13 protein-coding genes and 1 tRNA gene are annotated in these 13,401 nt (G+C 55.4%); 10 read left to right on the forward strand and 4 right to left on the reverse strand.

Features of this window, described 5'->3' with window-relative positions; all coding sequences use genetic code 11:
• The first annotated feature begins 6 nt into the window (after positions 1-6).
• From FLM52_14680 to FLM52_14695, 4 genes are all read left to right on the forward strand, one after another.
• Positions 7-294, forward strand: a complete 288-nt coding sequence (locus FLM52_14680) for a hypothetical protein (protein ID NVN56988.1) — start codon at positions 7-9, stop codon at positions 292-294.
• A 25-nt stretch (positions 295-319) separates the two neighbouring features.
• The gene (locus FLM52_14685; GenBank protein ID NVN56989.1) at positions 320-565 is read left to right on the forward strand and encodes a hypothetical protein; all 246 of its coding nucleotides are present in this window, start codon (positions 320-322) and stop codon (positions 563-565) included.
• A gap of 130 nt (positions 566-695) precedes the next feature.
• Positions 696-2,207 (forward strand): hypothetical protein, encoded by a 1,512-nt coding sequence (locus FLM52_14690; GenBank protein ID NVN56990.1) that lies wholly within the window; start codon positions 696-698, stop codon positions 2,205-2,207.
• Positions 2,208-3,548, forward strand: a complete 1,341-nt coding sequence (locus FLM52_14695) for a hypothetical protein (protein ID NVN56991.1) — start codon at positions 2,208-2,210, stop codon at positions 3,546-3,548. It begins immediately after the preceding gene.
• A 1-nt stretch (position 3,549) separates the two neighbouring features.
• On the opposite strand, the gene FLM52_14700 is transcribed toward FLM52_14695, so the two are convergent.
• The gene (locus FLM52_14700; protein ID NVN56992.1) at positions 3,550-4,359 is read right to left on the reverse strand and encodes a Dam family site-specific DNA-(adenine-N6)-methyltransferase; all 810 of its coding nucleotides are present in this window, start codon (positions 4,357-4,359) and stop codon (positions 3,550-3,552) included.
• 244 nt (positions 4,360-4,603) lie between these two features.
• The gene (locus FLM52_14705; protein NVN56993.1) at positions 4,604-4,984 is read right to left on the reverse strand and encodes a hypothetical protein; all 381 of its coding nucleotides are present in this window, start codon (positions 4,982-4,984) and stop codon (positions 4,604-4,606) included.
• A gap of 138 nt (positions 4,985-5,122) precedes the next feature.
• Here FLM52_14705 and FLM52_14710 point away from each other — a divergent pair, with 138 nt between their 5' ends.
• A complete protein-coding gene (locus tag FLM52_14710) occupies positions 5,123-6,139 on the forward strand; it encodes a tyrosine-type recombinase/integrase (protein NVN56994.1) in 1,017 nt (338 codons plus the stop codon).
• A 54-nt stretch (positions 6,140-6,193) separates the two neighbouring features.
• Here the strand turns inward: FLM52_14710 and FLM52_14715 are convergent.
• A tRNA-Leu gene (locus tag FLM52_14715) sits at positions 6,194-6,279 on the reverse strand.
• 407 nt (positions 6,280-6,686) lie between these two features.
• Here FLM52_14715 and queA point away from each other — a divergent pair.
• The 5 genes from queA to secF all read left to right on the forward strand — a co-directional run bounded on the left by queA (position 6,687) and on the right by secF (position 12,320).
• A complete protein-coding gene (queA, locus tag FLM52_14720) occupies positions 6,687-7,718 on the forward strand; it encodes a tRNA preQ1(34) S-adenosylmethionine ribosyltransferase-isomerase QueA (GenBank protein NVN56995.1) in 1,032 nt (343 codons plus the stop codon).
• Positions 7,719-7,879: 161 nt separating this feature from the next.
• Entirely contained in the window at positions 7,880-9,016 is a 1,137-nt protein-coding gene (tgt, locus tag FLM52_14725) for a tRNA guanosine(34) transglycosylase Tgt (GenBank protein NVN56996.1), read from the forward strand.
• 129 nt (positions 9,017-9,145) lie between these two features.
• Entirely contained in the window at positions 9,146-9,481 is a 336-nt protein-coding gene (gene yajC, locus FLM52_14730) for a preprotein translocase subunit YajC (protein ID NVN56997.1), read from the forward strand.
• A 70-nt stretch (positions 9,482-9,551) separates the two neighbouring features.
• Positions 9,552-11,402, forward strand: coding sequence for a protein translocase subunit SecD (gene secD / locus FLM52_14735; protein ID NVN56998.1), 1,851 nt, complete (start codon positions 9,552-9,554; stop codon positions 11,400-11,402).
• Positions 11,403-11,414: 12 nt separating this feature from the next.
• Complete coding sequence (secF, locus tag FLM52_14740) at positions 11,415-12,320, forward strand: protein translocase subunit SecF (GenBank protein NVN56999.1); 906 nt, start codon at positions 11,415-11,417, stop codon at positions 12,318-12,320.
• A gap of 139 nt (positions 12,321-12,459) precedes the next feature.
• Here secF and FLM52_14745 read toward each other — a convergent pair whose 3' ends face one another.
• On the reverse strand, positions 12,460-13,254 hold the full coding sequence (locus tag FLM52_14745) for an inositol monophosphatase (GenBank protein NVN57000.1): 795 nt from the start codon (positions 13,252-13,254) through the stop codon (positions 12,460-12,462).
• Between the last annotated feature and the right edge of the window lie 147 nt (positions 13,255-13,401).

A 13,401-nucleotide genomic window follows, 5' to 3' on the forward strand; every position in this document is an offset into this window, starting at 1 on the left:
AAACGCATGGAACTGGGACTGCAGAGCATCGTCACCATCGACGGCATCACCGCCCCGCTGATCGAGCATGCTGCTGCGCGCGGCATCATGCGGGGCACGCTGCTGTCACGCATGACGCGCATCGGAAGATCCGACGCCCTCGCGCTACTGGGGCCGGCGACTCGATCCCGCAAGCCAGTGCCACCGCCTGCCCGCGAGGAGGTGATAACACACCTGCTGCGCACTCCCGCCGGCAGGCTCGCCACGGCCAAGCGCCTGGGCGATTACGCCTCGATTCACTACGGGGCTGCCTGATACCACCACCCAAGGACGCAACACCATGACGCGCGATGATCTGATAGAGAAGCTGGTGACCACCCTGCCGGCATGGCCGTCACCGGCCGACCACTGCAGCCAGCCGGCCGCCACTGCGGACGGCCACCGCGAGGGCTGGGAGAAAGGGCCGCGAGATAACCAATGGCATTACAGCCTGATAGCCGACCACGGGGGCCGCATCAGCGTCACCCGCGAGCAGTGGGAGCATGTCATAGAGAACCGCACGAAATACCAAAGAATTTGGTATTGACCGCTACACAAAATCATGCAGGTAATGTTTTAGAGTATGTCTCCATGATAGATCTAAAATATTGTCTATAGTAAAATTTTCGGTATTCTGTTAACCATCGACCACCAAGCAAAGCAAGAAGGGATGATCCATGCCGGATAAAGTAGAAGGGATTCGAGTCCACCAATGGCTAGATAGCTGGGATAAAATAAACTGGGACAAAAGTAGCTATAGAAGAGAACCGAGTCATGAGTTTTATTTATTTTCTATAAAAGCTTCCGAGTTAAAGAAACTCTCAGGTATATATCGCCGAAAGGCCAAAGAAGGCGAAAAGAGAACATTTGATACAGGAATTCAAAGAAGTCACGATGCCAAACGATCTAAAAAAATAAAAGAATTTGTTGAATATGGATACCCCTATTGCGATTTAAACGATAGCTTGCGAAATAGTGGTCAGCACGAATCACTTAGGAAACCTGGGTGGCTGCCTACCGGCATAGTAATCAATATTCTTACTAATGAAGATTGCAGAAATGGTAACTACATAGAAGAAAAAGATGCCATATCAATAGAAAGCCAAGATAGTAGCCGAGTGGTAGAGATGGTACTACCTGAAGGTTTTGAAAGCTCATCATGGACACCTGCCACTTTACCCCCTGTAGAGGTAATTGATGGTCAGCACCGACTATGGGCTTTTGATGATGATCTTGATAATGATTATGAAATGCCTGTGATAGCATTTTATGGTCTAGACATTAGCTGGCAAGCATATCTTTTTTGGTCTATAAACATCACCCCTGTTCGGATTAACAGAAGCTTAGCTTTTGATATGTACCCGCTTCTTAGAGCTGAGGATTGGGTAGATAAAATTGGCCATAAAGTGTATCAGGAGGCGCGCGCTCAGGAAGTGGTCGAAAGTTTATGGTCCCATAATTCCAGTCCATGGAAGAACAAAATAAATATGTTAGCAGAACCTAGAAGCCCCTATATAAGGCAGGCAACTTGGATTCGTGCTTTCATGAATTCATTTATTAAAAACACTTCTAAAAGCTCAAAATCTGGCGGCCTATTTGGCGTTTCTAGTCATGATAGTGAGTCAATCATACCCTGGACGCGATCTCAACAAACAGCATTTATAATATACTTTGGTAACACTTTACTCGATGCTGTTAAAAATCATAATGGTGAATGGGTAAATGCTTTACGTCGAAACAAAACTGCCGATTTAGATGACCCAAGCTCCGATGCAGGTATGTTCGATAAGCGAAGTCACCTTAATACGGATCAAGGAATAAGATCAATTTTATCTCTTTTAAACGATGTTTGTGTCTCAAACTTACATTACCAAGACTTTATCGATTGGCATCCAGGTGAAGAATCAGGTGCGTTTTCTGAGGATAGTATAACGAAAGAACTATCTGCAATTGATGGGATGAATTTTTCAGTCCTTATCAAAGATTTCTGCAATACAATTGTAGCTTATGACTGGCGAACAGCTGCTGCACCGGAATTGAGTGAGGAAGCATCTAAACAAAAAATGATTTTTAGGGGCAGCGGTGGCTATGTAGAGTTAAAGAAAGACTTGACTGAATTCTGTATAAATAACAGTGTAAGTGCAGAATTTAGAACGTCTCTCGAACGCATGGTAGAGGCTACTAAATAAATGGAACCACAAGAGTTAAGTCAGAGTAGCCGGTCAGTACTGGAAAAGCAGTCTGAAGACGCTATTGTTAACGCACTAAGCTCTTTAAAAACAGCTTTCCATAACAGGACTCTTATCGACAGCGAAAACCCTTTTTTTATCAATCAAGAAGAGGCTATAAAAGAGTTTTTTAGTGAAATTACCGATTCACCAAAACCTAATAACGATTTGACAGAACACATGTCAATATCAGTCATCATACATAACAATGATGGATGGTCATATCTAACTCAAGCGATGCAAGCTATTATACGTGGCGATATAGGCGCTGCGAGTCACCTTGCATATTATGCCGAGCTAAGAGCCGCACTTAGCATTTTGGCAAGTCAAGGGATAGGTATATACAATTATAGAAATATCATCGTCGATAGCACAGGCAAAATTCATAAGCTAAATAAATCTCCAACGCATAAAATTACTTGGTTAGCTCTGGAGGAGTGGGCCAAAAGTGCCAATGCTAGCGACTTTTTTGGAAGCGAAATATTGCCCTTTAATATACCATTGCGAGACTGGCTGCATGAATATGAAGGTACACCTGACCTTTCCCATACAGGCGCAAGCTTAATCAAAATGTGGGGTCTAGAGCTTAGCAAATACTCTTTGGATAGAAGCTCTCGAAATGAGGTTTCGTATCAGGTCAACTTAAAACCAGAACTAAAGAGACTAACTCCACACGCTTTAACGAGTTTTATGTCTGAGATCTGGTCATCGTCAAATCCAGAATCAAAACCTTTCAGCAGCCTCGACAGCAAGCTATTAAAGAAAATATTACATACTATTTATAGTGAGAAATCTGATGCTATATTCACCCAATCCAGCTATGACACAACAATCAATAGAACTTGCTCAAATCTTGAAACGCCTGCTTATGTGAAATCATATTTAATAAGCAATGACAGCTCTGACGAATCATCTATCTTAGACTATGCATACAAGAATCGTGGCGCAGATGACGACTATCAGTTCTTAGATGTTTTCTCGAGAGCATTTTTGCTTTTAAGATTAGCATCTGCCAGCACATCAAGATTAATGAGAAAAGCAGATGTCACTCTCGATGAGCTGGCTTTCTGGTGGCTTCCGATGTCTTATTCATCCGGCATAGCCAATGAAGGTAGTTTGACAGGTGAGGCAGATTATGATTTTGAAAATTTATGGCACGAGATCAACGATGCTATTGAGGATCTGGAAGATGTAGATCCAGAAAACTCATGCGTAAAAACTTTCATGAGTGATTATGCTAACACTATAGAGCCTTTATCTCGCTTAGATAAGCTAACCTTTTTTGGTCTAAAAACAATGTAATCTACCAGAATTTAACCATTAGCTCTTCATATTTGCCGCGACTTTCTTTCTTACCAGATAGCACGCTATTTCTGGATAGCGTGCTATGGCCTACATAGTCACTATACAAATCAAAAATAGACTGATGATTCGCATTTGTCATTAATACTTTAGCACCTCTTAAAACAGCGCGCCCAATAGCATCTCTTAATCTTACCTGATCATCCCAAGAAAATAATTTCTCATTGTACTTAATAAATCCATTATAATTATGCTGGACAGTATAAGGAGGATCAATAAAGACGAAGTCATTCTCCTGAGCCCTATCAATTATACGTTCAAAATCCGAATTATATATAGAGGCTCTTCTTAGTAAACGGGCTGTTTCTCTAAAATCATCCGTCTCTAATATAACATTTTTCTTTGTCCCTATCGGAACATTGTACTTCCCTGACAAATTAACTCTATATAAACCATTCCAACAGGTTCTGTTTAAGTAAATCATACGTGCGGCTATCTCTTCCTGACTTAATGGAGACTGACCACGCATGTGGTAATAGAACTCATCGCAATGAAGTTCGTGATATCTTTTTAAAAGCTTCTCAACTTTACGATTACGATTGCGAAGCGCTTTATATGTAACAACAAGCTCACTGTTGAGATCAGATAATATCGCCTCTTGTGGCTTTAGATGAAAGAACACAGAGCCACTACCTACAAATGGCTCAATATATCTATTATATTCTTTCGGAAAAACATATGAATGATTATTTACTAACCACCGTTTTCCACCAGCCCATTTTAGAAAAGGTAGTATAACTTTTTCTGACATTTCATCATCCGAGTACAAAAAAGAAGCTCTATGATACGTGGCCTAAAAACCAAGCGCTATGGCATGGTCTCATGCGAGCAGACTCGGGCCGAGTAAAAAACCACACATCATAGCAGGCATCGTCCTAGGGAGTAACGTTAAAGCATCAACCTGAGGGGGGAGCCGCCATAACACCACAACTCATCTCAAAACCACCCTCGAGGTGGTTTTTTATGCCCGCGAGGAGAGTCAGATGCGGCAGGTATCACAGGCGGAATGGGTGCCGCCAGATCACTGTGCGTGCCCTAAATGCGACGGGTGCGGCGAATATCGCGGAACATTCCACACCTCGCCATGCGCCCACTGCCACGGCACTGGATACGCCGCGCCAGACGGCGAGGCGCTGCCGGCTGAGGATCTGATCGCCATGATCAGCCGCCGGCGCGATCACTGGCGGCGAGAGCATGCGCAGCTGCTGAGGGTGCCTGGCGTGCGCGAGGCAGTCGAGCAGCACAAAGCAAGGCAGCAGGCAGAGCAGGAACGGCAGGCCATGGGGTACGGGGTCGGCAGGTATCAAGGCGATTGATAGAGAGGCGATCACGATGGAATTGCTCACACCGGAGACGGTAGCGCGCCAGCTGAGCATGAGCATCAGCTGGGTGTATACGCACAAGCATGAGATAGGGTTTGTGCGACTCGGAAAGTCAATTCGTTTTGAGCCGGATGCGGTTAGAGAATATGCTGAGGGGTGCAAGCGTGGCCCCAACGTAGAAGAGGGCACCAGATGGGAATCAAAATCAGATACCGCGAGGACCGCGACCAGTGGGTGGTCACAGAGATCAGCAACGGTCGGCGGCATCAGCGATCTTTTGCGGGCGAGAAGCAAGGAAAGAAGCAAGCCAGAGAGTATGCAGCAGCCAGAGAGGCGGCATTAGATGAGGCCGCTTTCCAGGGCGAGGCCATGGGGCGGGAGCGCCGGCGCACATTCCTCGAGGGACTAGAGCGATGGGTCAGCGAGTACGACGTGGCCAGCCAGGCAAAGGCCATCAGGCCGGTGGCGGCATACATGGGCGAGAATGTACTGATCGGCCAGGAAACGGTCGATAAGGCGAGAAAGATGGCCAGCCATCTCAGGAAGGCGGGACGCGCTCAGAGCACGATCAATAATCACCTGCAGGTGGTAAAGCGGGTGCTCAATCTGGCGTATATCGAGTGGGGCTGGATCAGCCACCCGCTAGGCGACAAGATCCGAAAGAAGACGCCCAAGAATGAGCGCCACGTCTACCTCGATGCCGATCAGCTGACACGCCTGATGGAAGCGATACCGGACAAGCGGCAGACCGACAAACGGGTGATCGCCCTGGCAGCCTTGACGGGACTGCGCCAGGGCGAACTGCTCGCGCTGGAGCCTTCCAACATCCACGGCAATCGCATATTGCTGCGACCAGACCAGACGAAATCAGGCAAGGCTCGAGTCGTGCCGGTGCCAGAGGATGCACTGCCATGGTTGCACGCCTTGCCATTCGATACCACCTATGCGCGGTTGCGCAAGACATGGGAAGACGCGCGCCAGGCGGTAGGCCGGCCGGATCTGCGCTTTCATGATCTGCGCCATAGCTACGCGAGCATGCTGGCGCAGGCTGGTGAAAGCATGACAACAGTGCGCGACCTGCTGGGGCACTCGAGCCTGATCGTCACCAGCCGTTACTCGCACATATTCGACAAGGATCTCGACAGCGTGGCCATCAAGCTGCCGTCATTCCTGAATCAAAAACGCGGCGAAAACGCGGCGACGCATTAGGGAGGGGTAGGCCAGAAACGCAAACAGCCGCTCGTAAGCGACTGTTTTTAAAGGTGGTGCCGGTGGTCGGACTCGAACCGACACGCCTATTAAGCGGCGGATTTTGAATCCGCTGCGTCTACCAATTCCGCCACACCGGCAACGGAGCGAAATTATACGGGACATTGCGCCAAGGTCAACGAGTTTTGGCGTCAGATCAGACACATGGAGCGCTTCCTCACACCCCACGCCTCAGTGGACTGAGGCGTGTCGCCCGCAAACGGGTCTTCGCGTGGACGATGGCATTGGGTATCATGAGCGACCTTTTTCGTCTGCCCAGACAACCAAGGCCTCGAGAGTGTCGCACCTGACTGCCCCACCCGCAGAAAGGGGGTCATGCGCTCGCGACGAGTGCGCCAGTGTCTCAGGGCGGCATCTCCCCATTGTGCATGTACGCATGCCACGGAGCGCACCACGCGCTTCGCGCTATCAGAATGTCAGGTTGGCCATGTCACGTATCGATTCCGGTGATGCCTCGGGCGTTGCCACACCTTCCGACGCGCGCCCGATGCAGCGCAGCGATTACGATTTCAGCCTGCCGGATGAGCTGATTGCCCGCTACCCGTCAGAGCAGCGCAGCGATTGCCGTCTGCTGCACCTGGATGGCAAGAGCGGCGAGATCGTGCACCGTCGTTTCCCGGACCTGCTCGAGCAGCTGGAACCCGGCGATGTCGTGGTGTTCAACGACACTCGCGTGATCCCCGCGCGCCTGCATGGCCAGAAAGCCTCCGGCGGCAAGATCGAGATGCTGCTGGAGCGCCCGCTGGATGCCCATCGCGGCCTGGCCCACATCCGCTCCAGCAAGTCGCCGAAGCCTGGCACCGAGCTGATCTTCGAAGGCGGCATCACGGCCGTGGTCGAAGGCCGTCAGGAGGCGCTGTTCGAGCTGCGCTTCCACGGCGAGACGCCGATGATCGAGCTGCTCAACCAGCACGGCCACATGCCGCTGCCGCCCTACATCACTCGGGATGACGAGCTGTCGGATCGCGAGCGCTACCAGACGGTCTATGCCAAGCGCGATGGCGCCGTGGCCGCCCCGACGGCTGGCCTGCACTTCGATGAGCCGATCATGGCCGCCATGGCCGAGAAAGGCATCGAGACCGCCTTCGTCACCCTGCATGTCGGTGCCGGCACCTTCCAGCCGGTGCGCGTCGACAGCATTCTCGAGCACCACATGCACAGCGAATGGATCGAGGTCGGCCAGGAAGCCTGCGACACGATCGCTCGTGCCCGTGCCGCCGGCCGTCGCGTGGTCGCCGTCGGCACTACCAGTGTGCGCTGCCTGGAGAGCGCCGCCCAGGCCCATGGTGGCGAGCTGACCCCCTATTCCGGTGACACCGACATCTTCATCTATCCGGGCTACGAGTGGCAGGTGGTGGATCTGTTGATCACCAACTTCCATCTGCCGGAATCGACCCTGCTGATGCTGGTCTCGGCCTTCGCCGGTTACGAGCACACCATGACGGCCTATCAGGCGGCGGTGGAAGAGCGCTACCAGTTCTTCAGCTATGGCGATGCCATGCTGCTGGAACGCGCCTGACTCCCCTTTTCTGACATGGCCCCGGCATTCGCCGAGGGCCGTGTCATGCGCAGTTAACGCGCCCCGCGCTATGCTGCGGCATAGCGACTTAGTGGCTTGATGACATAGTGGCATCGACATACCAGCTGCGGCCTGTTTCGCCGCCAAGCAAAGAGAGCACCATGCGTAAAGAATGCTTCATGAGCTTTGAAAAGCTCGCGACCGATGGCCGTGCACGTCGTGGCCGCATGACATTTCCGCGCGGTACCGTGGAAACCCCGGCCTTCATGCCGGTGGGCACCTACGGCACCGTCAAGGGCATGACGCCGGAGTCCATCAAGGAGATCGGCGCCGAGATCATTCTCGGCAACACCTTCCACCTGTGGCTGCGTCCGGGCACGGAAGTCATCGAGGCGCATGGCGACCTGCACGACTTCGCACAATGGGACAAGCCGATCCTGACCGATTCCGGCGGCTTCCAGGTCTTCTCGCTGGGCAAGACGCGCAAGATCACCGAACAGGGTGTTCACTTCCGCTCACCGGTCGATGGCTCCAAGGTCTTCATGGGCCCGGAAGAATCGATGGCCGTCCAGCGCTCGCTGGGCTCCGACATCGTGATGATCTTCGATGAGTGCACGCCGTATCCGGCCACCCATGATGAAGCGCGCAAGTCGATGGAGATGTCTCTGCGCTGGGCCCAACGCTCACGCGATGCCCATGGCGACTCCCCTTCGGCGCTGTTCGGCATCATCCAGGGCGGCATGTATCCGGACCTGCGCGAACAGTCCCTCGAGGGTCTCAAGAAGATCGATTTCGATGGCTACGCCATCGGTGGCCTGTCGGTGGGCGAGCCCAAGGACGAGATGATCAAGGTCCTCGACTACCTCCCCGAGTGGATGCCGGAAGACAAGCCTCGCTATCTGATGGGGGTCGGCAAGCCCGAAGACCTCGTCGAGGGCGTACGCCGTGGTGTCGACATGTTCGACTGCGTGATGCCGACGCGCAACGCGCGCAACGGCCACCTGTTCACCCCGACGGGTACCGTCAAGATCCGCAACGCCGTCCACAAGCACGACACCTCACCGCTTGACCCGGACTGCGATTGCTATACCTGCCGCAACTTCTCGCGAGGCTATCTGCATCACCTTGATCGCTGTGGAGAAATGCTCGGCTCGATGCTCAACACCATCCACAATCTGCGCTACTACCAGACCGTGATGGCTGGTTTGCGCGGTGCAATTGAAGCGGGTACATTGCAGGACTTCGTGGAACAGTTCTATGCCGCGCGCGGCCTGCCGGTGCCGCCGCTGGCCGACTGATCGGGAAGAACGACGACCGGGGGCAGATCCTCCGGTCGTCTTGATATTCGACCCGTGTCAGACGTGAAGAAGAGCCTGAATCACGCTCATTGCATAACAACAGTTCACTCGTAACCTCTGGAGATACACATGCTGGAATTCCTGATTCCTGCCGCACACGCGGAAGCCGAAGCGGCTGTCGCCGGCGGCGGCGCCATCGGCCAGATCGTCATGCTGGTCGGCTTCGTGGTCATTTTCTATTTCCTGCTCTGGCGTCCGCAGTCCAAGCGCGCCAAGGAACACAAGAACCTGATCAGCAATCTGGCCAAGGGTGACGAAGTCGTCATCGGTGGTGGCCTGGTTGGCCGCATTACCAAGGTCAGCGAGCAGTTCATCACCATGGAGCTGAACGAAGGCAACGAAGTCAACGTGCAGAAGTCTGCCGTGGCTGCAGTCCTGCCGAAGGGCACCATCAAGTCCATCTGATCCCTCCTGCTGCCGGCCCCTGTGCCGGCAGCATGCTTTTCTCTCCCGCTCCACCAAGGACAGGGCTGCCATGCTCAACCGCTATCCGCTTTGGAAGTACCTGGTGATCTGCCTGGTACTTGCCGTCGGCGTGATCTACGCATTGCCGAATCTCTACCCCGAAGACCCGGCCGTGCAGATCAGTGCCGCCAGCGGCGCCGAGGCCATCGACCAGCAAGACCTCGATCGCGCCACCAGTGCCCTCGAAAACGCCGGCATCACGCCCAAGTCCGGGGAACTCAACGGTTCCACCGGCCTGATTCGCCTTACCAGCAACGACCAGCAGCTGCGCGCCAAGGAACTGATCAGCGAGGCACTCGGCGATGACGCCATCGTCGCGCTGAACCTGGCCGATGCCACGCCGTCGTGGCTGGCCAGCCTCGGTGCCTCACCGATGAAGCTGGGCCTTGACCTGCGTGGCGGTGTCCACTTCCAGCTGGAAGTCGACATGGACGCCGCGGTCAAGCAGCGCCTGGAAGTCAACGCCAGCGCCATCAAGGAAACCCTGCGCGAGGAGCGTATCCGCTACCGCGGCAGCGAAGTCGACGACGGCACCCTGAGCCTGACGTTCTCCGATGAGGAAGACCGCTCGCAGGCGCGCTCACTGATCTCGCGCGACTTCCAGAACTTCGAATACGACGAGCGCGATGTCGAGCGTGGGGCCGTACTGGACCTCACCCTGACCGCAGCCGCCGTCAAGGAGATTCAGGATTACGCGGTCAATCAGAACCTGACCACGATCCGCAATCGCGTCAACGAGCTGGGCGTGTCCGAGCCGCTGGTTCAGCGCCAGGGCCCGAACCGCATCGTGGTCGAGCTGCCGGGCGTGCAGGACACGGCCGCCGCCAAGCGCGTACTGGGTGCCACCGCCAACCTCGAATTCCGTCTCGAAGCGGCCAGTGACACGCCGGCCAGCGAGATGGAGAGCTTCGCGTTCCGCAACCAGCCGAGCCGCACCGCCAACATCATGAAGGACGTGATCATCAGCGGTGACAGCGTCTCCAGCGCCAGCACCAGCTTCGATGAAAGCGGCCGTCCGCAGGTCAACATCAACCTGGACGGCACCGGTGGCTCGATCATGAACCGCGTCACGCGTGCCGCGATCGGCCGCAACATGGCGGTACTGTTCATCGAGCACAAGACCCGCACGCGCACCGTGATGGAAGACGGCGAGAAGGTCGAGAAGCGCATCCCGTACACCGAGAAGGGGCTGATCAGCCTGGCAACCATCCAGAGTGCGCTGGGCAACAGCTTCCGCATCACTGGCCTCGACTCGCCGACGGAAGCAAAGGAGCTGTCGCTGCTGCTGCGCTCCGGTTCATTAGCCGCGCCGATCTACTTCGTGCAGGAACGCACCATCGGCCCGAGCCTGGGCGCCGAGAACATCTCGCGCGGCATCCTGTCCGTCGAGCTGGGCCTACTGCTGGTCGTGCTGTTCATGCTGGCGCGCTACAAGGCCTTCGGTGTCGTCGCCAACGTGGCCTTGACCGCCAACCTGGCGATCCTGATTGCCGCGATGTCGATGCTGGGCGCCACCCTGACCCTGCCGGGTATCGCCGGTATCGTGCTGACGCTGGGCATGGCGGTGGATGCCAACGTGCTGATCTTCGAGCGTATCCGCGAGGAAATGCGTTCCAAAATGCCGCTGCATCAAGCGGTGCATACCGGCTTCGAGCGCGCCTTCACCTCCATCGTCGATGCCAACATCACCACCCTGCTGGTCGCGGTGATCCTGTTCTCCATCGGCAGTGGCCCGGTCAAGGGCTTCGCGGTCACGCTGTCCATCGGCATCCTGACGTCGATGTTCACGGCGATCATGGTCTCGCGCGGCATCATCAATCTTGCCATTGGCGGCAAGACACTCAAGAAACTCTGGATCTGAGGGGCCATCGTGATGCGACAGTTTGACTTCATGAGCAAGCGGCGCGCGGCCTTCATCGTCTCCATCGTGCTGACGATCGTGGCCATTGGCGCCCTTGTGATTCATGGCCTGAACCTGGGCCTCGACTTTACCGGCGGCACCCTGGTGGAAGTGAAATACCAGGCGGCACCGGCGCTGGAGAGCGTGCGCCAGACACTGGAAGCCGCCGGCTACAAGGATGTCTCGGTACAGACCTTCGGTGCCAGCAACGAGATTCTGGTGCGTCTGCAGCAGAGCTTCGAAGCCGGCATCGGCAATGACATCGTGTCACACCTGCAGGCCACCGGTGACAGCGTCAACCTGATCCGCGCCGAGTTCGTCGGCGCCCAGGTCGGTGATCAGCTGCGCGATCAGTCCGGTCTCGGCATGCTGCTCGCCTTGGCCGTGGTGATGGTCTATGTGGCCTTCCGCTTCCAGTACAAGTTCGCCCTCGGCGCACTCATCTCGCTGGGTCACGACGTCATCATCCTGCTGGGCATCTTCGCCCTATTCGGACTCGACTTCGACCTGACGGTACTGGCCGCGGTGCTGGCCGTGATCGGCTACTCATTGAACGACACCATTATCGTCTACGACCGCATTCGCGAGAACATCCGCAAATCGCGTATCGATGACATGCCGTCGATCTTCAATGACGCCATCAACGCGACGCTGTCACGCACGCTGTCTACCTCCGGCACCACCTTGCTGGTGTTGCTGGCGCTGTTCTTCCTCGGCGGTGACATGATCCACAACTTCGCCATCGCACTGATCATCGGTGTGGTCGCGGGGACCTTCTCGTCCATCTACGTGGCAGCGGCGCTGTTGCTGGTGGTCGGCCTGAAGCGTGTGGATCTGATCCCCCCGCCCAAGGAGCAGTTCGAGGACGGCGCGCCGTAAGCGTCTCGCTCCTCCATCAGAGACAGACCGCCAGGCACGGATCGCCAGGCACAAAAAAACCCCACCTCATGCGAGGTGGGGTTTTTTTCGTTCTCCAGACGGCCCCGAGGGCTGTCAGGTCACGTCGTCTTGCAGGGGCTTACAGGTGCGGCTGCATGGTCTGCGCCAGCGCCTTGTACAGACGCGCGCCAGCAGCCATCAGGGTGCCTTCGGCAACCACGACCGGCGTGCCGTCGGCACTGCCTGCCAGTGCGCCACATTCCTTCAGGAACAGGCTGACGATCTCGCTGTCACCGGCATCCAGACCCAGCACATAGACGGCATCGACGCGACCGGAGGCCAGCTCGAGCACGTCCAGCAGCGCGCAGCCGCTGGTGCGCAGCATCTCGACCTGCGGGCCGACCTGCTGAACGATGGAGAGGTAGGTCGGCAGGTGACGCGGACGCTGCCAGCTTTCCGGCAGACCCATCGCCAGACGCGCACCTTCGATGGCGGTGGCGTTGGTCACGCGGATACGGTGACCGGAGTGCTGGGCGCCACGGCCACGGCTGACGATGTACTCTTCGTCAGTGAACGGCGCGATGACCACGGCGTGCTCGGCACGGCCCTTGAACAGGCAGACCACGGACAGCGCGAAGCCGGAGGCCGCGGATGTCAGGTTGGAGTAACCGTGCACCGGCTCGATGCGCCAGTGGTAGTCAGAGCCCTGACCTTCACCATCGCGATGGTCGGTATAACGGCCGGAGAGACCGTGCTGCGGATAACCGCGCTCCAGCTGACGCACGATGTGCGCTTCGGCGCGACGTGCAGTGTCTGCAATGAAGGTGTCGAGATCGTTGTCGCCACGGGCGACTTCGATACGTTCACGAGCACGGACGAACTGCTCTGCGGCACCGCGTGCAGCACGCAGCGCAAATTGGACCATCGGATGCATGATCAAGGCCTTGACGAGTCGGGAGCTGTTAAAGAACGGGTGCCACGGCGCGTGAGATACCAACGCGGCGCAACACGGATCGAGCGAAACTGGGTGCAATCGGACCAGGTGGTCATGTAGCCCGTACAGAAATCCTGATACGGCGCG

It is taken from the genome of bacterium Scap17, from assembly GCA_013376735.1.
Classification (GTDB): Bacteria; Pseudomonadota; Gammaproteobacteria; order Pseudomonadales; family Halomonadaceae; genus Cobetia.